14 protein-coding genes and 1 tRNA gene are annotated in these 23,042 nt (G+C 46.1%); 4 read left to right on the forward strand and 11 right to left on the reverse strand.

All coding sequences use genetic code 11. The annotated features are described in order from the left end of the window. Positions 1–13 precede the first annotated feature (13 nt). The 3 genes from DYD21_RS00975 to DYD21_RS00985 form a co-directional block, all read right to left on the reverse strand. The gene (locus DYD21_RS00975; protein WP_116030967.1) at positions 14–1,420 is read right to left on the reverse strand and encodes a histidine kinase dimerization/phosphoacceptor domain -containing protein; all 1,407 of its coding nucleotides are present in this window, start codon (positions 1,418–1,420) and stop codon (positions 14–16) included. A gap of 326 nt (positions 1,421–1,746) precedes the next feature. Further along, the gene (locus tag DYD21_RS00980) at positions 1,747–2,193 is read right to left on the reverse strand and encodes a nuclear transport factor 2 family protein (protein ID WP_116030969.1); all 447 of its coding nucleotides are present in this window, start codon (positions 2,191–2,193) and stop codon (positions 1,747–1,749) included. 8 nt (positions 2,194–2,201) lie between these two features. Continuing rightward, positions 2,202–2,618, reverse strand: a complete 417-nt coding sequence (locus tag DYD21_RS00985) for a thioesterase family protein (protein ID WP_116030971.1) — start codon at positions 2,616–2,618, stop codon at positions 2,202–2,204. A 150-nt stretch (positions 2,619–2,768) separates the two neighbouring features. Here DYD21_RS00985 and DYD21_RS00990 point away from each other — a divergent pair, with 150 nt between their 5' ends. Then, entirely contained in the window at positions 2,769–3,773 is a 1,005-nt protein-coding gene (locus DYD21_RS00990; protein ID WP_116030973.1) for a hypothetical protein, read from the forward strand. Between the two features lie 18 nt (positions 3,774–3,791). On the opposite strand, the gene DYD21_RS00995 is transcribed toward DYD21_RS00990, so the two are convergent. The 4 genes from DYD21_RS00995 to DYD21_RS01010 all read right to left on the reverse strand — a co-directional run bounded on the left by DYD21_RS00995 (position 3,792) and on the right by DYD21_RS01010 (position 7,942). After that, entirely contained in the window at positions 3,792–5,345 is a 1,554-nt protein-coding gene (locus DYD21_RS00995) for an NAD(P)/FAD-dependent oxidoreductase (RefSeq protein WP_116030975.1), read from the reverse strand. A gap of 193 nt (positions 5,346–5,538) precedes the next feature. Then, positions 5,539–6,489, reverse strand: a complete 951-nt coding sequence (locus DYD21_RS01000; protein ID WP_116030978.1) for an SPFH domain-containing protein — start codon at positions 6,487–6,489, stop codon at positions 5,539–5,541. Continuing rightward, positions 6,486–7,436, reverse strand: coding sequence for an SPFH domain-containing protein (locus DYD21_RS01005; protein WP_116030980.1), 951 nt, complete (start codon positions 7,434–7,436; stop codon positions 6,486–6,488). The genes DYD21_RS01000 and DYD21_RS01005 overlap by 4 nt, the downstream gene beginning before the upstream one ends. A gap of 2 nt (positions 7,437–7,438) precedes the next feature. Then, positions 7,439–7,942 (reverse strand): NfeD family protein, encoded by a 504-nt coding sequence (locus DYD21_RS01010; protein ID WP_116030982.1) that lies wholly within the window; start codon positions 7,940–7,942, stop codon positions 7,439–7,441. Positions 7,943–8,144: 202 nt separating this feature from the next. On the opposite strand from DYD21_RS01010, the gene DYD21_RS01015 reads away from it, so the two are divergent. Beyond that, positions 8,145–8,585 (forward strand): peptidylprolyl isomerase, encoded by a 441-nt coding sequence (locus DYD21_RS01015; protein ID WP_116030985.1) that lies wholly within the window; start codon positions 8,145–8,147, stop codon positions 8,583–8,585. Here DYD21_RS01015 and DYD21_RS01020 read toward each other — a convergent pair. The 4 genes from DYD21_RS01020 to DYD21_RS01035 all read right to left on the reverse strand — a co-directional run bounded on the left by DYD21_RS01020 (position 8,582) and on the right by DYD21_RS01035 (position 11,950). Beyond that, positions 8,582–9,364, reverse strand: coding sequence for a lytic murein transglycosylase (locus DYD21_RS01020; protein WP_116030987.1), 783 nt, complete (start codon positions 9,362–9,364; stop codon positions 8,582–8,584). The genes DYD21_RS01015 and DYD21_RS01020 overlap by 4 nt on opposite strands. Positions 9,365–9,634: 270 nt before the next feature. Next, a complete protein-coding gene (locus tag DYD21_RS01025; RefSeq protein ID WP_116030989.1) occupies positions 9,635–11,116 on the reverse strand; it encodes a lipopolysaccharide biosynthesis protein in 1,482 nt (493 codons plus the stop codon). Between the two features lie 4 nt (positions 11,117–11,120). Next, positions 11,121–11,555, reverse strand: a complete 435-nt coding sequence (locus DYD21_RS01030; RefSeq protein ID WP_116030991.1) for a type II 3-dehydroquinate dehydratase — start codon at positions 11,553–11,555, stop codon at positions 11,121–11,123. Next, positions 11,552–11,950: an HIT family protein gene (locus DYD21_RS01035; protein WP_116030993.1), complete on the reverse strand. Its 399-nt coding sequence runs from the start codon at positions 11,948–11,950 to the stop codon at positions 11,552–11,554. The genes DYD21_RS01030 and DYD21_RS01035 overlap by 4 nt, the downstream gene beginning before the upstream one ends. A 180-nt stretch (positions 11,951–12,130) precedes the next feature. Here DYD21_RS01035 and DYD21_RS01040 point away from each other — a divergent pair. Next, positions 12,131–12,203 (forward strand) — tRNA-Lys (locus DYD21_RS01040). 340 nt (positions 12,204–12,543) lie between these two features. Continuing rightward, the gene (locus DYD21_RS01045) at positions 12,544–23,001 is read left to right on the forward strand and encodes an Ig-like domain-containing protein (RefSeq protein WP_158551364.1); all 10,458 of its coding nucleotides are present in this window, start codon (positions 12,544–12,546) and stop codon (positions 22,999–23,001) included. The last annotated feature ends 41 nt before the right edge of the window (positions 23,002–23,042 follow it).

Consider the following 23,042-nt stretch of genomic DNA (forward strand, 5'->3'; position numbering starts at 1 on the left):
CTGATTCACCGCTTTATTCTGTTGTAAATTCCAGAGTGGCACGGGTTCCGTTGTCAGATTCAAGAGATATGGAGCCATTGATCTGTTCAGCCATTACCTGCGCCAGGTAAAGTCCTGAACAGTTGGTTTGATTCACTTCAAAACCGTGTGGAACTCCGATGCCGTTGTCACTTACAGTAAGCAAATAATTCTCTCCTTTTTTCTTAAGCGAAACTCTCACTTCTCCGTGTTTCTTTTTCGGGAAGGCATATTTAATGGCGTTGAATAGAAATTCAACGAGGATTAAACCAACAGAGCTCGCTTTTTTTAGCTCGAGCCTGAGTTCGCAAATATCGTCCTTCTGAACGGAAATAGAATCTGTGTTTCCAATAATAGAATCGATAATCAGATTACAATATTCGTGAACATTTACATCCTCTGAGGATTGATCCTGGTACAAGAGATGGTATACCTCTGCGACTGATTGTATTCGCGCCGAAAGACCTTCCAATAGTTCCCTGGCTTCATCAGTTTCAACAGACATCGCTTTAAGGTCGGTTAAACCGCAAATGAGGCTGAATGAATTTTTTGTCCGGTGTTGCAGCTCCTGAATCATTATCTCTTTAGTCTCAATTTCTTTTTCCAGCAGTTTAATCGTTCTGTTTTTAGGCGTTGCATCCCGAACGGTATACTGAAATCTCCTTCGTCCATCCTCAAGAAACACGCTGCCGCGAACATCAATTTGTTTGAAGTGATAATCAGGAGTTGTTACCGGAATGTTTTTAAACCATTGGCTGCCGTTGATAAATATCTCATGCAGGAAGTTTGCTTCATTCTCAATCTGCTGCAGAAGATCAATTTCCCAGAATTTCTTTCCTGAAAGCTGTTGTCCGGAAACCTTTGTAAACTCTGCTACAGCAGGATTTACATCAAGCAGTCGGCCGGTATCTGCATCGAAAATAAAAATGGCATCATCTGAATTATTGAACACCATTTCATAGCGGCTGCTATTTTTAGATGATACCTGTTCTGGATGGATATGATTGTATTGAAATTGAAGTGCCTTCCGGATAGATGAGTCCAGTTTGTTTAGCTCAACGGAGTTATCCATGATACTTGCGGATACAGGTTTGTCAACACGCGTTTCGTCATGTCGCGATTCATCACCTGAAGTGAACAGAACCGGCAGGCTAAAATAACTCATCATGTTCATGATAGACTCTGCCTCCTGCCTGTTTTCAACCAATCCAAGATCCATAACAATCAGATCAATACTGGGTAGGTGTTGTTTGATACTGTTCATTAGATTCTCGTCGCCGTTGGTGGTTACAACTTCATAACCGCAATGTTTAATCTTATCGGCAATACCCGTAGCCTCTGATGAAGAATCCCCTATAAGCAGGATGTTCTTTTTTGCCTTGATGTTGTTTTTTTGTTGCATAACGTAAAATTAGATGCTGTTTTGCAGAACCATTGAATTCACCTGATATTCAATCGGGGAAAAACTGCACGGTTTTGCAAAAAAAGTGGTTCTAATTAACATATAGCATTTTCAAGAGATCTGATATGCGTTTGCAGGTGATTCTTAAGTCGTAAATCATTGATTTTTATGTAGTAAATTTACTACACGGTGTCTTAAGAGTACTCTTGTGAAAGAATATATAATTCCGATTATCGGGGTATAGAATCCCGGAAGAAAGGTTGCTTTTTGACCCGTTTAAAACGGGTTGGATATTTCAGCACCAATCTACAGCGTGATTTGAACAGCTATGGTATCCGGGTAGCCTGCCACGCCACAGCCCGCCACTCTCCATCTGATTTTCGAAACGTTCCGGTATTATAATAATTAAGAGAGTCATTCTCTGATTCAGCGACCAGCCGAAAAGCGACGACAGCTGTATCTCCATAGAGCTGAATCTGAACTTCTTCTGAGTGATAGATAAACTCCGGCTCTGACTCCTGATTTCCGCCATTATCGAGACTGCTTAAAATATCACCTTTGGATACCCTGCGACCGTCTGAGCCGGTATATATCAGCTCTTCATCCCAAAATCTTTCGTGAATTTCTGAACTATTCTCAGAGGCACCCTGCAGGAAATTGTCTAATAACTCCCGGAGTTCCTGCTCGTCGTTCACCACATTTTGTTCAGAGGGATGAGTACAGGCTGAGACTAAAAAAATCAGGAAAAAAATCAGAACTTTAATCAGGTTCATAGCAGGATCTATGTTTTGTTTCGGTACAGTTCAAGTGCATCCACAACTTCAGCAGGAGGACGAATCGGCCGGCCGTCATTCATAAATACCGTAGTGACAATTCCCTTCAGCATAAGTTCGTTGTCTTGGCTTCGATAAATATCTTGTTCGAAAATATAACGAACATGCCCTTGTCTTCGAATTACAGATCTCACAGTAAAAATATCGTCTCCCATCAACGGGCGTTTATACTCCAGTTCAATTTTGTGCACTACGGCATCAACACCATTTGTGTGAAGCTCGTTAAAATTCAGGCCGAGCTCCTTCAGGAACTGGTGGCGGGCATGTTCCAGGTAATTCTGGTAGACGGAGTTATTTACAACACCTTGAGTATCCAGTTCGTAATCCCGAACCTGCATCTCAAAGTCAAAATCATAAGATTTCATTAAAGTGGGTTTAATTATAAATTTGCTTCGACGATAACATACATCACAATTCCTGAAAGATGAAGCGGCAGATGAAATTATCTGGCATCCTGTTTAAAGTACACCTGCCAGACTAATCAGGTAACCAGTCAAATAAAAAAGAGTAAGACAATGGCTTATAGATTATACAGGCAACTGCGCAATTTCGGGTTTATGATGGTGAGTGTGATGTTTGTTTTTCACACCGCACAGGCGCAAGACTTTCCAATGGATAATCTGTCTGAGTTAACATCCGGCACACCATCAGAAGCCGCTTATTTTTCGGATCATATAATGGGTGGGGAAACGAAATCTCTTCATTTTATTGATTTTCAAAATCGCAGCATTATAAAGCGTTTTGATGAGTTCAATACGAGAAATGAAGAACGAGAGCGGATAAGCAGTCGTCAGAGAACCAAATCACTGACCGCAGGTTATATTGATGATGAATTTCTGCTCGATACAGAGAGCGGCAGCGGCAAATTTCGGTTTGATGGAGAAGCGGCCGGGCTGATGTTCAGCGGGCAGTCAGCATCGCTTATGCTTTCGTACGGAAATGCGGAAGCAACTGAGCACGATGGAGATATCAGAAGCATCACAGCTGATCTGAGTTTTGGAGGAAACAAGCACATTTTCAGAAATTTTCTGCAGCTGCCCATTGGGATCTATGTTCCGGTTCGTCTGAGTGCAGGGTACCGGAATCTTACGATCATTGAAGAGGAAGAAACTGCTCATATCACGAACAGTGCAATCGGTGCAGGAATTGGGACAAGTGCCCGTATTCCAACATCATTGCCGATTTTTCGCGATAACATCACCGGTTTTGCGTCGCTTGTTCGAAGCGTGGGCGGAATTGGAGATCTCTCAGGCAGTGAGGACTCTTTTGGTCTGGAGGATGAGCGCATTTTCGGAGGAATACACCTCACACAAAACACCGATTTCAACATCGAGGGTAAATTTGAAAATCTTCTTGGTGATAATACCGGGGTTACCATTGGCCTGACACTCCGCTGGATGGCATGGAGTGAAGAGGCTGCGGATAATTTCCGGGAACTGTTTGATGTGGTTACCGGTCAGCGGGAAGATCTGGTTCAGCGAAGTAGTCAAACGTTCCTTCGGGTTGGTCTGAATTGGTAGGAAAAACATGAGATGCCGTTATCCGGATTGGGCCGCTTGTTTAGCACAGCGAATTCCATCCATAGCGGCTGATACAATACCGCCTGAGTACCCTGCCCCTTCACCGCACGGATAGAGTCCGGCTACGCCGGGATGCTGCAGTGTTTTCCAGTCACGCGGAATACTTACCGGGGACGACGTCCGGGTTTCCGGCGCATGCACCACGGCATCATTGGTCAGGTATCCCCTCATCGATTTATCGAACTGTTTGAAACCATTTTTCAGGGAATGATAGATGAAATCAGGAAGGACAGATCTAAGGTCAACGGATGTAATTCCCGGGGAGTACGATGTGTTGGGGAGGTCATCAGAAACCCGTCCTTCAGTAAAATCGACCAAGCGCTGAGCGGGGGCAGTTTGTGTTTTTCCGCCTTCAGCCCATGCCTTCTGCTCAATCGATTTTTGAAACTCCATTGCAGCAAGCGGACCATACTCACTGAATGAAGCAAAATCTTTTTCATAGAGCTCTACGACAATCCCGGAATTAGCTGTTGCCCGGGCCCGGCGTGAAGAGGACCAGCCGTTGGTTACAATTTCACCCGGTTTTGTGGCGCACGGAGCAATCACACCCCCCGGACACATACAGAAAGAGTACACCCCGCGTCCATCCACCTGCTTAACGATACTGTAAGCCGATGGCGGCAGATGTGGACTTCGTACATCACAACTGTACTGAATGGAGTCGATCAGCGACTGCGAGTGTTCCACACGTACACCCACGGCCAGCGGTTTCAGGTCAATTTTAACACCTTTCCGGTGAAGCATTTCAAAAATGTCTCTTGCCGAGTGACCGGTTGCCAGGATTACCTTGTCGGAGTGATAGGTTACGCCGCCGAGAGTTTCTACACCGTGAACTTTATCTCTCGTGATGATCAGATCGGTGACACGAGTGTTGAAATGGATTTCACCGCCGGAATTGAGTACGCACTCTCTCATCTTTGCGATAATTGGCGGGAGTTTATTCGTGCCGATATGCGGATGGGCATCCACCATGATCTCTTTTACAGCGCCGAATCCAACGAAAAGTTCAAGGATTCGCTGAACGTCACCGCGTTTTTTAGAGCGTGTGTAGAGTTTGCCATCAGAGTACGTGCCGGCACCTCCCTCCCCAAAACAGTAGTTGGAATCTTCGTTTACGACATGATCCACGTTGATCCCTTTCAAATCTTTAATCCGCTTTTTTACATCTTTTCCGCGTTCCAGGATAATCGGTTTGAAACCCTCTTCGATCAGCTGCAGGGCGGCAAACAAGCCAGCCGGACCCATGCCTACAATCAATACTTCTTTGGCGGAAGAGACATCGGGATAATGGGGCAGCGTTACAGGCTCTTCACTGAACTCCTCATTTACATAAACGTCCACTTTGAGGTTGATGATCACCTGTTTTTGCCGTGCATCAATCGATCGGCGAAGAATTTGTACGTGCCGGATATCATCTTTTGGAATATTCAATTGCTGAGAAACATGATCCTTCAGCAGATCTTCCTGAGCGGCAACTTCCGGATAAACGCGTAGCTGGTGAGTTTGGGGCATATTCTATAAATCAGTTTGGATAAAAGGCTTAAACTAACGGTTTTCACAAAGAGTCACACCAGTTGTTTAGAACTGCTTTTTATAAATGAGCCTGAATGAAGAATGAGAATGCAGAACAGAAGGAGAGCTTACCAGTATCCGTCTATAATAAAAAACCCGTGCCTGGGTGAGGTTCCGGCACGGGTTTTTAATTTTATGAAGTTGTTTTGTCTGTAAGAATACGCTCCGGTTTGTCAAGAGCGAGGCCCTTCATCAGGGAGTCGTAATCGGTGAGATCTTTTGGCAGGATGATCTGGTTTTCTTCTTTACCGAGGCCCTCCATCACCGTGAGGTATCTTTGCTTCAGCTGCAGATCCATCGCTTCCTTTCCTTTGGGTTCCGAAAGTGCTTTAGCGACCTGTTCAATAGAAACTGCCGTTGCTTCAGCGATCGTCTCGATCTCCTTCGCCAAACCTTCTGCTTCGTTAATACGCCGCTGCATTTCCGCTTCTGAGATGTTTACGATCTCCTGTCTGCGTCCCTGCGCATCATTTACAGCTGAATCACGCACACCTTCTGATTTTGCAATCACGGCACGACGTTCCCGTTCGGCCGTCATCTGCCGCTCCATCGCTTTTTGAACCGTTCGCGGTGTGTTGATGTTTTTAATCTCGTAACGGTGGACGCGAATTCCCCAGAGTTTTTCCACATCGCCAAGCACTTCAACAACTTTTTTGCTCATTTTCGCCCGTTCCTCAAATGTTTCATCGAGATCAAGCAGTCCGATGACTGAACGGGTTGTGGTTTGGGCAAGCTGAACGGCAGCATATCGGTAGTCGGTAATGCCGTAACTGGCGTTAACCGGGTCAACCACGCTCAGGTAAAGAACACCGTCCACCTCAACTTTTACGTTATCTTTGGTGAAACACTCCTGCGGCTCAACTTCAATCGTTTCCTCGCGGAGATCCTGTTTGTACACCACTTTATCCACAAACGGAATGAGCGCGTGAAAGCCCGGCCCGAGTGTGCGATGATAATTCCCCAGACGCTCCACGATGTGGGCGAACTTATTCGGCACCAATCGGAGTGCCTGCAGAAATTTGAAGGTCAGATAAATTGCAAATAGTGCCAGTATTACCTGGCTGAAAATTTCTATTGGACTCATGATGACAAGTTTTGAGGATTACTGTTTGCAGATGGGTTGACCTGGGTATGCTTTTTCAGCGTGCCAACGCCTTCGAAAAAGGTTTTCAGGTTTGCCGTTTCGGTAGGAAGAACGGAGACATTTGTATTCTTGATGATCTTGCCAAACTGATCGATATACTGCTCTACAAGCTTGGTTTTAACGGCTACTGCACCACCCGGTTTTTCGATTGCCGTTGCCACCCGCCGGATACCGTTGGCCGTAGCCGTTGCTACCAGCTCGATCTCCTGCGCTCGTCCTTTTGCTTCATTGATACGGCGCTGGCGCTGGGCCTCGGAAATCAGAATCTGACTTTCCCTTTCCCCTTTAGATTCATTAATTCGAGCTTCACGGAAACCTTCGGAATTTACGATCTCCGCCCGCTTTTCACGCTCAGCTTCCATCTGCTTCTCCATTGTATCCACGATGGCGTTCGATGGGCTGATGTTTCTGATCTCGTAACGCATCACCTTAATTCCCCACGGATCGGCGGCATTATCGATCTCATTTACGATATTTTCGTTCATCATATCACGCTCTGAGAAGGTATCATCCAGCGTAATTTTACCGATTTCACTTCGCATTGTAGTTTGAGCGAGATTCACAGCCGCAGCCACATAGTCGGAGATTCCGTAGCTGGCGCGATAAGAGTCCATCACCTTGACATACACAAGGCCGTCAACAGAAACTTCAATATTGTCTTTTGTGATACAGGTCTGGCTCGGTACATCAATCACCTGTTCACGCATCTCCTGCCGGTAGGCGGCGCGGTCAACAAAGGGAATCATAAAATGAAATCCCGGTGAGAGAGTTTTTTTGTATTTGCCAAGACGTTCTTGTATCACTTCTTCGCGAAACTCCACGATGATAAACAGTCGGGTGACAATCACGAAAAGGATTACCAGCAGTATGAGTAGTGTTGTCCACATAGTCAGTTTTTATTTTTTTTCAGGTTACGCAGTTGTTCTTTTGTTGGCTCTTTCACGCCGATCGGCTCCACAATCCAGGTTGTATTTTCCCGATAGCGGATTCGTACTTTTTTTCCGGGTTTGATGGATCCCTCCAGGGATCTTGCTCTCCAGGTTGTTCCGTTAAGCCGAATTTTCCCGTTGTTATCTTCGTCGTTTACAGTTTCGGTGACCTCCACAATTTGGTCCATCGCCTCGTAATCTTCATCGGCATATTTAAAAAAGCTTTCGGCTTTAAAATATTTTTTGATGAACGGGCGGATGGCAATAGTAAGTACGACCGATAAAATCAGCCATGCGGCAATGGATGAGCCTGTTCCGGTTAAAATTCCCAAAAACCGTAAAATACCCACACTAAGCCCGCTGAATCCAAGAAAAAGAGCGAGTCCGCTGGGTGCAATAAATTCGAGAAGCATCAGGAGAATCCCTCCGCCAAGGAAGATCCACGTAAGTAGTTCTGTATCCATTATGTTCGAATAGATTGATGTTTTTGGTTAGATAGCGATTTGTACGGTGAAAACATAAAAAAGTTATAGCGGAAAATACTTTGAAGAAGAAGCCTGAAGATGCATCAAAACCCGGCCCTATCATACCAAAATTAAAGTCGTCAATTCATTAAATTTGATCTATTTTTACAGCACATGAAAAACCACATAAAAATACTGGTATATGAAAGCAGAAATTGAGATCAAACAAGGCACACTCGGAATTGAATTGTATGAAGATGATGCACCCGGAACCGTTGAGAATTTCGTGAGCCTCGTAAAGAAAGGATTTTATGATGGACTTACGTTTCACCGCGTGATACCCGGCTTTGTGGTCCAGGGCGGGTGCCCCGATGGTACAGGTGCCGGCGGCCCGGGGTATACGATAGATTGTGAGCTCGACGGGGATAAACAATACCACGATCGCGGCGTGCTCTCAATGGCACATGCCGGAAGAGATACGGGCGGATCGCAGTTTTTTATCTGCCACAGCCGAAAGAACACCGCCCACCTCGATGGCAATCACACCGTATTCGGGAAAGTGGTGGAGAATGTAGATCTGATCGATCAGATCAAACCAAAGGATAAAATGGTTGAAGTACGGATCCTGGAGAATGAAGATTAATTGGCCAGGGCCTCAGCTTCTTCGGCGAGAGCCATAACCGCGCTGGTGTAGAGCTCACTCGGGTTGTATCGGAAAACAGCCCGATTGACGCTCCCGGTTCGTTCAACGAAATATGCGAGATAGTTGCCTACTGACATGATGTTGTTGTTCATATCAAAAATATCATCACCTACAAACCATTTATTGAGCGAGTATGGGATGAACTGGGCAAAGGTCATTGCACCTGCATAACTCGATTTCAGTTCGAAAACATCGATTTCGTGCCGGTTCACAAACTCTATCAGTTCCTTAAGCTGGGCGCGTGCAAATTCGGCGCGGTAATCCACAGCATACATGGAAACGTAGGAGTTAAATGGGTTAAAACTCCCGATATTTCGCCCGTAGTCTGACTCAATTCCTATAATTGCGGCTATCACATATCTTGGGATGTTATACTCCTCTTCGGCCTTTTTAAGCTGATCGAGATTTGCTTCGATAAATCCAGTGATCTTGGCTTTTTTGTCGTTAAAGCCTAATACTCCTTTATACTCTTCCAGACTGAGAGTTCTTCGCTCAGCTGAATTTCTGAACCGGTCGCCAATCCCCTCATAAAGTTCAAACCGTGAATCGTTAAGCTGGCCTTCAATATTCATTCCGTTGGACTGAAAATATTCTGTGAGTGATGCCAGGCGCTCTTTGTATTTATCTTTAACATCGTTGTTATCTGATGCGACTGCTGATTGAGAGAATGCGAAAAACAGAATCAGGACTAAAGAGATGGATGATATTTTGTAATGCATGATCGGATCGGGTCAGTAAATGATTGTGTAATGATATATTGAGTATAAAAAAATAGTTGGCAAAAGGAACTACAAATTTTATAACGGAAATTTACGACCAGTTTATATATACCGGTACAAAAGTTTATAAAAAACTGTGGTAAATCCTGTTGTATTTCCTTTATCGGCTGTACCCCTATTTTTATTAATAAATAGATAGAGAAAATCTCTCATCCATTCAACTTAAAAAAGGGGGGCTGAAGATATCAGCCAATCTGAGTGTGGTCTCTGTTATTGCAGGGTGTTCCTTTCCCGAAAAACGAACCACCAGAGGTACAATCCGCTGAGGAGTAATCCGCCAAGCAGAAAAACAATTTTACCTGTTAATTCGCCGATGCCGGGTACAGAAGAGAAAGCCGGCTGAAGATATATCAGCGCCATGCATGCCCCCATCAGGCAGAATGTGGCCGGTATGTGATAGGCTACTTTCATTACATTTTTACTGTATATACCGAGCACAAAAGCCATTACGGCATAACTTATAAGCGTGGCAGCAGCGGAACCCATCATTCCAAAAACCGGGATAAGCAGAATATTTACCCCAAGGGTAATGGCCGCTCCCAGCAGCGTAATTTTATAGAGCACCGAGGTTTTTTCTTTAATAAAAATGCCCGATGAAAAGTTGATGTACCACCCCTGGAACCAGTAGGCCATCAGCAGAAGCGGCACGATTTCAATACCGGCCCAGTAGGAAGAGTTGATGAGGGTCCATCCCACTCCCGGAATTTCAATCGCCACAATCTGATACCTGAAGAGCGATACAGCAAGATAGGCGGGGGCTGCAAATGCGTTGAAAAAAATGAATGCCTGACTGAATGTTTTGGAAGCGTCATCATCGCGGGAATGGCGCATGAAAAATGGCTGCCACGCCATGCGGTACATCTGCACAATCAGCAGCATGAAAACCGCAAGTTTGTAACATGCGCTGTAAATACCAACCACATCTTCAGGTGTAACACCATCCCCATAGAGCCTTTGGGATACGGCCGGATCCATATTGTTCAACAGAAAACGGTCGATCATTTCGTTGATCGCGTGACCGAGCCCTGCAGGAATAAACGGGAGGCCAAATCTGAAAATAGTACCGAGCCATTCGCGCTTCCAGTTTCCCTGCCAGTGTTCAGCGGTGTAGACCCACACAATGATGGTTAGCAGCGCCGACGCCGCCAGGTTTGCGATAAATACCGCTTCGATACCGAAATTGAGGGCGAGAATCAGGTAGAAATTCAGGCCAACATTTATGATTACATTCAGAATTTTGAATACCGCAAATTGAATCGATTTTCTCACGAGCCGCAGTTCAGCGAGGGGGACAATCGCGAGCGTATCAAACCAGAGAATCCCGAGCATCATCACAAAAATGGCTGATGTATCGCTGTCGAGATTCATCTGGGAGAGTGCGGCTGGCATCAGCAGCCAAAGGATCAGCACAATCAGCGAAGAGGTGACGAGTAGCGTGATCTGAATGGTTTTAAAAATATTGGACGCTTCTTTCCGGTCTTCTGCATATCGCAGGTAAGCCGACTCCATCCCCATCTGAACAATCACGTTTAAAAATGTTAGGGCTGCGTACGCCAGGGCAACGATGCTGTAGCGGGCCGGGTTGAAAGCGTCGGTATGAAACGGTACGAGCAGATAATTCATAAACCGCGCGACAACGCTGCTAAAGCCGAAAATCAGGGTGTCGGAAAAAAGTTCGCGCAGTTTATTCACTAAATCAGCTCCCGGAGATGAGCTTTTTTGCCGCTTCCACCCCGAGGTGATAGCTAATGGCGCCAAAACCGGTAATGATTCCGCTCATCATTTTACCGGTGATGGATCGCTCCCTGAACTCTTCGCGGCCGTGGATATTGGAGAGATGCACCTCAATTTTCGGGATCCCCAGAAGAGCAAGCGCATCCCGGATGGCAACCGATGAGTGGGTGAAGCCGCCCCAGTTTGCGATAAGAGCGTCAAATGAACCATCTCTGGCGTTGTGAATGGCATCGATCAGCTCACCCTCATGATTGCTTTGAAGGAAGGTGAATTGAATATCAGGAAAAGCTTTTTCGAGGCCGGAATTGATCTGCCCGAGTGATTCGGAACCATACGTGTTTTTGTCGCGGTCGCCCAATAGGTTTAGATTCGGACCATTCAATACCAGGATGTTCATAAAGAGACCTCTGCTGCGATTTGCTTACCGATTTTAGTCATTTCATCTTCCGAAACATCGATTGGGTTTCCAAGCGCCAGGTTTTGTGATTCTTTATAGATTGGAACCAGGTGGATGTGGGCGTGCGGCACTTCAAGACCTTCCACAATTACACCAGTACGGATCGGGTGAAGCGCTCTGTCAATCGCTTCGGTAATTTTTTTTGCAAAAATAATTGTGTCGGAGAGAAGCGGTTCGGGTAAGTCAAATAGGTAATCGATCTCTTTTTTGGGTACAACCAGAGTGTGCCCTTTAGCAATCGGGTTAATATCTAAAAATGCGATATGAGTGCTGTTTTCCGCGATTTTGTAGCACGGAATTTTACCATTTATGATCTGTGTGAAAATAGTTGCCATAGGTTGAAAACTTTTTTTAACAAAATGGAATGCTAACAGTTCTATATATTGTTGCTGAAATGTAGTAAAGCTAAAACGCTTATGCAGACATTTGAAAGATTAATTTCTAAAAAAGTTCTACCAATTTGTTGATTTTAAGTTCATCATCTCCTTATCTTTGGAGTCTTGGATAGAGATGATGAATCGGTAGCTCAGCTGGTAGAGCAACGGCCTTTTAAGCCGTGGGTCGAGGGTTCGAGCCCCTCCCGATTCACACAGAATTTTTAAGAATCTCTCTTGATTAACCCTTATCGGCTGATACCCGGTAGGGGTTATTTTTTTGCCCATCTATTTCTTCGATACTCTGCCTGTCCTGTTCTGAAAGAACACATCAATTTCACCCTGATCAATTTGATGCTCAAACTATTGTTGAATCGCGATTTAAGTGATCTAAGCGGTTATAAATACGTGTGTATAGTAGAGAATATGAGAAACATCTAATGGCACGCCGTTGGTTCTTTTCTTAATTAGTCAAATCTAATCATTCCTTGGATCTGCCATCGGAATTTTTGTATAAAGAGAGCTAAATCGGGGTCTCCTTTAGATATATGTTTATGAGAAGATTACTATTTTTACTGGCATCTGTAATAGCCGTTTTCACATTCAGCTGTGACACAACTCAGCCCTCCTTTGATGACTCTGTACCGGGTGTATTTGAACTTAGCACCAATGTATCTCCTGATGATGGCGGTACAATTGAACCCTCTGAAGGTGAATATGTGTCTGGTACCACTCTTGAAATCAGTGCTATACCTGAAACAGGGTACGTTTTTGAACGCTGGGAGGGGGACCTCACAGGAAGTATAAATCCCACTTTTCTAACAATGAGCCGTAACCGGACGGTAACGGCTTTTTTTATTGAAGCCGATTATCCACTTACCATCGAAATTGTGGGTCAGGGACGTGTATTTGAAGAAATAATCAGCCAGACTACCAAAGCACCGCAATCTGCAGAAACCGGAGATTTGAGTGCACCGGCTTCTCGCGATAGTTTGGATGATGATCCTGACCTGAAAAATAACAGAGATTCTGAAGAGCAACTAAAACTACAGAGAGACACCGGCGGTTCCCCGGATCAGCAGGTGGATAATGACGTTTCCAATCTGGATATTTCTTCCGGCGCGCCCGGTTCACTACAACAGGGCATTCAGCGTACAACAGAACAGTTAACGGCCGAAAGTTCAGCTTCAGCCTCTATTGAAATTGAAACCGTAACAGTTCAGCTCACTGCAGATCCGGATGACGGGTGGAGATTTGCCCGCTGGGAAGGTGATCTGACCGGCAGCCAGAACCCCGATTCTTTATTGGTTGATGAGGAGAAAAATGTCATAGCCGTGTTTGAAGAGATTGGAGCTGAAGAGTACACACTGAATCTGGACGTTGAGGGGCAGGGATTTATTGAAGCTTCCCCTGATCGTACACTGTATGATGAAGGAGAAGAAGTAACCTTGACGGCTGTACCGGATGATGGCTGGAGATTTTTGGCGTGGCAGGGTGATCTGGAAGGGTCTGAAAATCCAGAAACGCTAATTATGGATGCTGATAAAAATGTTACTTCAGTGTTTTCAAGGATTGGTGCCCCCGTATCAGAAATTCTGCAGCAGCCTTCATCTGTCACAGCGGGGGAAAATATTTCTCCCGCACCAGCTGTCCGGATAACAAATGACCAGGGTGAGCCTCTTGAGGGAATTGGAGTAAGCGCGAGTCTTAACAACAACGGATTTAGTTCATCCTCAGGTACAGATGTGAATACGAATTCAGACGGAGTTGCCCGTTTTGATAATCTGAGCATCGAATCTGTTTCAACAGGATATCGGATTATTTTTGAAGCTGATGATCCTGACATTTCAAGCGTAAGCTCATCAGAATTTGAGGTGTCACCGGCAGAAGCTGACCCGGCTTCTACTGTCGCGAATGTAAGGGGTGGTGTAGCTGGAGGAAGTACAGAAATTACGATTTCGGTTTTCGATCGTTTCAATAACCCAATTGCCAATGCTGAAGATGAAATTTCGGTAACGGTTTCAGGTGCAAATTCAGCGTCTCCGTCTGTCAGTGCCGGTGACGAAATTGGCCAGTATATTGCAATATACTCCCCTGAAAATGCCGGGACGGATGAAGTCACGATTGAACTGAACGGTACTCCAATCGATGGCAGTCCATTCATCAGCGAGGTGTTCACCAGTGATATCAGCGCAAGTGAATCTTCCGTGTCTGCTGACCCGACTGAGCTTCAGGCCGGCAGCAGCTCTACTGTGACTATTCAACTGCGGGATGAATCAGGTAATCCAATCAGTGAACTCTTTGGCTCCGATTTCAGTATTAATGTAAGTGGAAATAGTACCGCCGGGTCCGTGAGTGAAGTATCATCGGGCACGTATCAATTTAGCGTTTCCAATACAACAGCCCAGCAAATATCCGTAACCGTATTCGCTGGCGGAGTGCGTCTTAGCGACACACCTGAAATTACGTTCATCCCGTCAGATCCGGATATGATTGCAGTACCATCCGGTTCTCAGCCGGGCACTTCTACTGCAGGTGAAGTTATCTCAAACAGTCCTTCTGCGCGGGTAACTGATGAATTTGGAAATAATATTGCCGGCCTGGATGTAACCGTATCAGAACAAAATGGGCAGGATTTTTCATCGGGTACAGAAACGAAATCTACGAACAGTTCAGGTATTGCTGTTTTTGATGATCTGGTTATCACGAATGCCGGTCGCTATAACCTTGTTTATACAGCCGGATCACTCACAACCACTTCAAACGCTTTTGACGTAAATCCTGCAGCTGCATCTGCATCTGAAACAACTGCAGACGTGCCGAATGGATCGGCCGGAGACCGCACCGACATTACAATTACGGTTCGTGATGAATTTGGAAACCGTGTGGAAGGTGTTGCTGAGAATCTTTCCGTGAGTGTCAGCGGTGACAACTCCGGCGCAACTCTTGAGTCAGTTGCCGAAGAAGGGAATGGAGTTTACACTACAGCATATACCCCAACAGCAACAGGCACAGATCAGATCACAATTGAGCTTAACGGAACAGGAATTTCAGGCAGCCCGTATGATAGTAATATCATTACAAGCGATGCTGATGCTGTAGAAATAGAACAGCAGCCTCAACAAACAGTTGCCGGGGAGTCTGTAGCCGGACCTCCATCGGTAATTGTAACTGACGATCTTGGAAATCCGGTTGAAGGAGTTGAAGTGGTTGCATCCGTTCAGGGCTCGGCTTCTTTTGATGGTGGTTCAACCACACAGAATACCGGAAGTAACGGAATTGCGGTGTTCAATGATCTTGTGATTGAGACAGCCGGAAATTACACCCTTTCGTTCAATGCCATCGGTGCAAGTGAGAATGCGGTATCGGAATCATTTGATGTAGTGGCAGCGGATCCCGATAACCTGAGCCGGCTGTCCGGTAATAATCAAAACGGCGTAGTAACAGAAACGCTGGATGAACCTTTTGTTGTAAGAGTTGCAGATGAATTTGGCAATCCGGTTTCCGGGCTGGAGGTTGAATTTAGCATTGGCGATACACCTTCCGGTGCGAGCGGTCAGAGTTTAAGCAGCTCATCGGTCACAACCAACTCTGCAGGAGAAGCCTCTTCCACCCTAACTCTTGGAAATCTGACCGGAACATATACCGTTATTGCTGCCGCCGGAGCTGCCGGAAACATCTCATTTTCCGCAAATGCTGCTGCAGGTTCAGCTGAGACTTTTGATTTTGATGATATCAGCTCCCCGCAGACTGCAGGCGAATCGTTTGATATTTCGCTGACTGCTTTTGATGGTCAGGGCAATATTGCAACGGGCTACCAGGGGACAGCATCTCTCAGTGCGTCAGCGGGATCAGTTAGTCCAGGGAATGCGGAGTTTACAAACGGTACAGCTTCGCTGAGTGTATCTCTTAGCACCGCTTCTGGTAATCAGTCCATTACTGCGTCTGATGGTTCAATTACGGGCAGTTCAAATACTTTTGAAGTGCAGAGCGGGGGTGTAAGCGCGAGCAACTCTTCGGTCAGTGCTGATCCGAATCAGCTGCAGGCTGGTAATAGTTCGGAATTGTCTATAAATCTGCGTGACGGCAGCAACAATCCGGTAACTGGATTGAGCAGCAGCATATCGATAGATGTCAGCGGTAATGGCAGCGCTGGAGGCGTTAGTGAAACAGGCAGCGGAAATTATACTGCAGATGTAAGCAATACAACGGCTGAGATCGTTTCCGTTACCGTCAGTGTAAACGGAGTAACTCTTGATGATGAATCCTCCATTGAATTTACAGCTGCGGATCCTGATGAACTGACTATTGTATCCGGAAATAATCAGAGCGCGGCGGTATCTCAGCAGCTTTCGGATGATTTTGTAATAATTGTCACTGATGAATTTGATAATCCGGTCCCGAATACAACAGTAAACTTCTCCATTGAAAACACTCCATCTGGAGCATCCGGGCAGAGTTTAAGCAGCAGTTCAGCTCAGACCAACAGCTCAGGCCAGACATCCACTCGCCTGACGCTTGGCGACATACCGGGTGAATATACTGTGAATGCATCGGTGAGTGGTGCGGGCTCGGTTACATTCAGTGCCGAAGCAGAAATTGGTGCCGCTTCAGATATGGAGATCGCAACACAGCCAGGTACTACAACAGCCGGTCAGTCGATCAGCCCTTCACCACAGGTCAGAATTACAGACGGAGCAGGTAACACGATTGAAGGAGTCAGCGTAACGGTGAGTGTGGAAGGTGGAGAAAGTTTTGATTCGGGTACAACTACTCAGTCTACAAATTCATCCGGGATTGCTACATTTTCCAATCTTGTGCTCGAAACATCAGGATCATACAGTCTGGTCTTCAATGCCGCCGCATCCGGTGTATCGAACGTAACCTCTGATTCTTTCGAAATAGAACCGGCTGCGGGTGATCCTTCCAACAGCAGCGCCGACGTACCTAACGGAGCGGCCGGAGATGCCACATCGATCACAATTACTGTTCTTGATGAATTTGGTAACCCGGTAACCGGTGCAGCCGGTAATCTGTCGGTATCTGTTTCAGGTGCTAACAGCGGGGCGTCTTTCATCTCCATCGAAGACAATGGGGATGGCACGTATTCAACCAGTTACACGCCACAGAATAATGGAACAGACACGATCACAATTGAATTGTCAGGTTCAGGAATTAGTGGCAGCCCGTTTACGAGTGAGGTGAGTACGAGTGAGGTGAGCGCATCCAGTTCAAGCGTTTCAGCCGATCCAACTGAACTTCAGGCCGGAAACAGTTCAACTGTAACGGTTCAGTTGAAAGATGGTGCTGATAATTCTATCGCAGGACTCTCGGATTCTGACTTCAATATCAGCGTGAGCGGAAATGGATCAGCCGGATCTGTCAGTGAGACCTCAGGAGGTACGTATGTGTTTGAAGTCACGAATGAAACCGCTCAACAGGTAACGGTAACCGTGACAGCTACAGGAACTACGCTGAATGACACACCGCTAATCACATATACAGCTGCGGATCCTGATGTTATGCAAATTACAACCGAGCCAGGCGAATCAGTTGCGGGTCAACCTATAAGCGGCCCTCCTGCTGTTCGCATCTGGGATGAGTTTGATAATCCGGTACCAGGTGTCAGTGTCTCCGTCTCGGAACAAGATGGACAGGCGTTTACAGCCGGAAGTGATACTTCGGTTGAGACTAATGGTAATGGATTTGCAGTCTTTAGTAATATTGCAATTGGGCAGGTCGGCGATGGGTATAATCTGGTTTTTTCATCCAGTGGCGTTACACCTCGAACAAGTAATGCCTTTGATGTTACAGCAGCTTCTGCAGATGCTTCATCAACAACCGCAAATGTCCCTGACGGAACAGCCGGTTCCTCAACGCCGATTGAAATAACGGTGGAGGATGGCCTTGGGAATCGCGTTGAAGGGGTTGAAGGTGATCTTTCCGTTACGATTGGCGGGGCAAATGATGGTGCTTCGGTTGCAACGATCAGCGACGACGGTAACGGCGAGTACAGCACGAGTTACACGCCGGAAAACGCGGGCACTGACGAGGTTGCTATCACACTGGGTGGAAATCCGATTTCGGGAAGTCCATATAGCAGTGAAGTTTCCGCAGCTGATCCGTCAAATGTGGAAATTGAATCAGGTAATAACCAGACGGGTTCAGTCAGCCAGGAGCTTTCGGAAGATTTTGTGGTAAGGGTAACAGATACATTTGATAATCCGGTTCCGAATGCCACAGTAAACTTCTCTATTGATGAAACTCCATCAGGCGCAACCGTACAGGAATTAAGCAATTCTTCTGCTCAGACCAATAACTCAGGCCTGGCAGCTACACGTCTGACCCTCGGCGACTCACCGGGTGAGTATAGGGTAGATGCAACGGTGAGTGGTGCAGGGTCTGTTACGTTCAGTGCGGAAGCAGAGATTGGTGCCGCTTCAGAAATGGAGATTACCACACAGCCGGGAACAACAACAGCTGGGCAGTCGATCAGCCCGGCGCCACAGGTAAGAATTACGGACAGCGCAGGTAATGAGATTGAAGGAATCAGCGTGACGGTGAGCGTACAAAATGGAGGAGGTTTTGATTCCGGAACCACAACTCAATCTACGAATTCATCCGGAGTTGCTACATTTTCCAATCTCGTGCTCGAAACAGCGGGATCATACAGCCTGGTTTTCGATGCAGACGCATCGGGCGTACCGAATGTAACCTCTGACTCTTTCGAAATAGAAGCTGCGGCAGGTGATCCTTCCAGTAGTAGTGCTGATGTGCCTGACGGCGAGGCAGGTTCTTCAACACCAATCGAAATAACGGTAGAGGATAGCTTTGGAAATCGTGTTGAAGGGGTTGCGGCGGGTCTTTCCGTAACGATTAGCGGGGCCAATGATGGAGCATCGGTTGCAGCGATCAGCGACAACGGTAACGGCGAGTACAGCACGAGTTACACGCCGGAAAACGCGGGCACTGACCAGGTTGCTATCACACTGGGCGGAGATCCGATTTCCGAAAGTCCGTTTAGCAGTGAAGTTTCAGGCGGGTCCGCTTCATCTTTTAATTTTGAGCCGATTGGCACTCAGACAGCCGGTGTGCCTTTCGAAATAACGATTACTGCTGAAGATGCGAATGGAAATACAGATTCAGGATACAATCAGAATGTATCGCTCGAAACAACTGCAGGAACGATCACACCTGAAACAGCAAATTTTAGTACCGGCACGGTTACACTGGATGTGGAAGTGAGCGAGGCGGGAAGCAACCAAACTATCACAGCGGACGATGGTTCATTCAGCAGCACATCAAATGAATTTACTGTAGAAAGCGGCGGCATTGACACCGATAATTCAAGTGTGATAGCTGATCCATCAGAGCTGCAGGTCGGAAATAGTTCAACGCTAACAATAGAACTACGTGATGGCAGTAATAACCCTGTGAGCGGCTTCACAAACACAGATTTCACAATAGGTGTAACTGGAGATGCAGAAGCAGGTGCAGTGAGTGAAAACGGTACCTCCGGGAATTATACAACAGCAATAACCAACGAGACCGCTGAAACTGTAACGGTTAGCGTCACTGCTGAGGGGACGAGTGTGGGGGAAGCAGATATCAATTTTACCCCTGCTGATCCCTCAAATATTATAATTGAATCAGGTAATGAACAGACGGGCTCAGTCAGCCAGGAGCTGGATAACGATTTTGTTGTTACTGTGACAGATGAATATGGTAATGCTGTGAGAGATGAATCAGTCAGTTTTTCAATTACAGACACTCCGGATGGATCATCCGGCGAATCGTTAAGTACGGAATTAGAAACTACAAATAACTCAGGTGAAGCTTCTACACGTTTAACCCTCGGCGACACCCCCGGCACCTACTCTGTAGAGGCAACCTTTTCAGGTGCAGGGTCGGTAACATTCACTGCCACAGCTGAGGCCGGGGAAGCATCAAATCTGGATATTATAACTGAACCTGCTCAAACCACAGCGGGTGAAGCCATACGCGGCTCACCGGATGCCCCACTAACAGTACGAGTAATAGATACAGATGGTATCGGGATCAGCGGGGTAAATGTTACGGTTCAGATCGAGGGTGGAAATACGTTTGACGGGGGAGAGACAGGACAAGTTACAGACACATCGGGTGAAGCTTCCTTTCCAGATTTGGTGATTGAAACTGCAGGTACAAATTACAGGCTAATCTTTTCTGCAGATGGTGTAGATTCCAAAACTTCATCTCCTTTTGATGTGGTTGCCGCTGAAGCTTCAGTAATAGAAGCAGAAGGTGTAATAACTTCAGCAGCGGCTGACGGAGATGATGAGTTAGAATTTTCAATTAACGTCTTAGACGAATTTTCAAACCAAGTACCGGGAGTAACTGTAAATGCAAGTGATAACGGGACTAATATAACCTACACTAGAGCTGGAAGTTCACAAGAAACTGATGACTCAGGCCAGGTTACTTTTACTGCGACTTCCGAAACGATCCAATCGGACGTAATCTTTACGTTTACAGAATTGGTGAATAGTAACACTACAACTGCACAAGGTAGTTTTGTGGACAATTCGGGATTTACGCTAGACAACCCAGGTGAACAAACTGCCGGTGAGGAATTCATTCTGGAGATTACAGATGCACGCGGAGTTGGCGGAGAACTTCTTTCTGATAATCGGAATGTTTCAGTAGAAAGTAATCAAGAAGGATTGATATATGATGAATCAACAAATTTCAATAACGGATCTGCAGATATCCCAATAACACTCACCACAGAGGACGAACACGTATTAATAGTAAATGTTGATGGCATTAGTGATGACGAATCGGTATCCCTGAATGTTGTATCAGGAGGACCTGCGACTGTGAATGTAAATGTTTTGAATGGAACAGCAACTGCTGATGGAGTGGATGAACTGGTATTTGAAATTACAGTTGAAGATATAAATGATAACCCGGTACCGAACGTAACGGTTGAAGTAAGCCATGAAGGGTCTGGTATTATCTATACCGGCGCTGGAAGCTCAGATGTTACAGATGATTCAGGTCAGGTTACTTTTACAGCTACTTCCGAAACGATCCAATCGGACGTTAACTTTACGTTTACAGAATCAGTGAACAATATCTCGGACACTGCACAGGGTAGTTTTGAGGCCGGCAGTCCGAGTGCGTCCAACTCCGGGATAGAGGCTGCTCCTACAGAAGGGCTGACTGCTGATGGATCTGACGCCTCCATAATAACTATTACAGTTCGTGATGGTGGTAGCAACGAGCTTGAAGGTGAAGATGTGTTTTTTGCGATCACAGGCGGGGATGGCTCACTGAGCAGCGGATCCTGGACGACGGATGAGTTTGGCCAGGCTTCAGCTGAACTCACCTCAACACAAGCGAATACGGTAACCGTAACGGGATACTTAGGAACAAACAACAGCGGCGAGGTGATTGGCACTGTTGATGTGGAGTTTGAGAGTGTGGCTGCTGATGCGGGTCAAAGTGAAATTAGTGCAGAACCCACATCTATTGCGGCTGATGGCAGTTCCACTTCCATAGTAACGGTGGAACTGAAGGGTGCCAATGGTAACCCCATTTCGTCAGGAGGAGATAATGTGGAGCTTACTACAACAGCCGGCACGCTCTTAAATTCAGTAATTGATAACGCTGATGGTACCTACAGTCAGGATTTACAGTCGTCAACCACTGCAGAGACAGCTACGGTGACCGGAACACTGGATGGTGATGTAATAGGAACCGTTGATGTGGAGTTTGAAACGCTTCAGGCATCGCAGATATCATCGTTGACAATTGATGAAGCTGAGATTCCTGTGGATGGGAGTACGTCAGTCACTGCCATAGTGCTGGATGCCATAGACAATCCTGTTCAGAGTGTGGAGGTAAGTTTTTTTAGTAATGAATCCAATCGCGCAACTGTTGATGAGAGTTCAGCTCTGACCGATGAAAATGGTCTTGCAACGGTTGGTATATCCGGCGCTGCTGACGAAACTGGATTGGTAATTATTACCGCATCTATTGAAGATTCAGATGCGAATGTAGCGTTCAGTGACAGTGAAACGGTGGAGCTGACAGTCGTTGCCGGTAGTGCGAGTTCTTCCAATTCCGGGATAGAGGCAAGCCCATCGGCCGGGCTGAATGCTGATGGATCTGATGCTTCAGAGTTGACAATTACAGTTCGTGATGTGGGTGGCAACGAGCTTGAAGGTGAAGATGTGTTTTTTGAGATCACAAACGGGGATGGCACGCTGACCAGCGGTCCCTGGACGACGAATACTTCAGGCCAGGCTATTGCTGAACTCACCTCAACGCAAGCAAATACGGTAACCGTAATGGGATATTTAGGAACAAACGAAAGTGGTGAAGAAATAGGCACTGCTGAGATAGAATTTGAAGCAGAGGCTTCATCTCAAATGTCTATTATTCAACAACCGGAAAACACAACGGCAGGTGAGGTGATTACTCCTTTACCACAAGTTCTGATAGTTTCTGGTGATGGCGATCCGTTAGGGGAAATCAGCGTAACAGTAAGTGTAGAGGAAAGGGTAAGTTTCAGTGATGGTACTTTGACCCAATTGACTGAATCTTCTGGTGTGGCAACTTTTGATGATCTGGTAATTACATCAGCTGGAAATCACAGACTGGTTTTCAGTGCAGACGGAATTTCGAGTGTCACTTCCGAACCATTTATTGTGAATCCGGGTGTGGGAAATCCAAGTAATACTACAGCTGAGGTCAATGATGGAATAGTAAATACAGAAACTACGATAACCATAATGGTCAGAGATGATTATGGGAACCTGGTAGGCGGAGCGGCATCTGAATTATTTGTAGAAATAAGTATGAATAACTCATCAATAGCTGAAGTCATAGAAACCGATTCACTGGGCCAGTATACAGCAAGATATTCTCCTGCCAATACAGGAGAGGATTCAATTGATATCACTCTGAATAATGAGCAAATTAACGGAAGCATCTTTTCAAGTCTGGTAACCACAAGCGAGGAATAAGTCGGAATATCTCAGTCATTTTTCAGTTAATGTTTTTACCT

The organism is Rhodohalobacter sp. SW132 (genome assembly GCF_003390325.1).
GTDB lineage: Bacteria > Bacteroidota > Rhodothermia > Balneolales > Balneolaceae > SW132.

Coding starts and splice junctions, on each gene's coding strand:
- DYD21_RS00980 (WP_116030969.1), bottom strand. CDS start 2,193: ATGAACCTGATTAAAGTTCTGATTTTTTTCCTGATTTTTTTAGTCTCA.
- DYD21_RS00985 (WP_116030971.1), bottom strand. CDS start 2,618: ATGAAATCTTATGATTTTGACTTTGAGATGCAGGTTCGGGATTACGAA.
- DYD21_RS01005 (WP_116030980.1), bottom strand. CDS start 7,436: ATGTGGACAACACTACTCATACTGCTGGTAATCCTTTTCGTGATTGTC.
- DYD21_RS01015 (WP_116030985.1), top strand. CDS start 8,145: ATGAAAGCAGAAATTGAGATCAAACAAGGCACACTCGGAATTGAATTG.
- DYD21_RS00990 (WP_116030973.1), top strand. CDS start 2,769: ATGGCTTATAGATTATACAGGCAACTGCGCAATTTCGGGTTTATGATG.
- DYD21_RS01010 (WP_116030982.1), bottom strand. CDS start 7,942: ATGGATACAGAACTACTTACGTGGATCTTCCTTGGCGGAGGGATTCTC.
- DYD21_RS01020 (WP_116030987.1), bottom strand. CDS start 9,364: ATGCATTACAAAATATCATCCATCTCTTTAGTCCTGATTCTGTTTTTC.
- DYD21_RS00995 (WP_116030975.1), bottom strand. CDS start 5,345: ATGCCCCAAACTCACCAGCTACGCGTTTATCCGGAAGTTGCCGCTCAG.
- DYD21_RS01045 (WP_158551364.1), top strand. CDS start 12,544: ATGAGAAGATTACTATTTTTACTGGCATCTGTAATAGCCGTTTTCACA.
- DYD21_RS01000 (WP_116030978.1), bottom strand. CDS start 6,489: ATGAGTCCAATAGAAATTTTCAGCCAGGTAATACTGGCACTATTTGCA.
- DYD21_RS01030 (WP_116030991.1), bottom strand. CDS start 11,555: ATGAACATCCTGGTATTGAATGGTCCGAATCTAAACCTATTGGGCGAC.
- DYD21_RS01035 (WP_116030993.1), bottom strand. CDS start 11,950: ATGGCAACTATTTTCACACAGATCATAAATGGTAAAATTCCGTGCTAC.
- DYD21_RS00975 (WP_116030967.1), bottom strand. CDS start 1,420: ATGCAACAAAAAAACAACATCAAGGCAAAAAAGAACATCCTGCTTATA.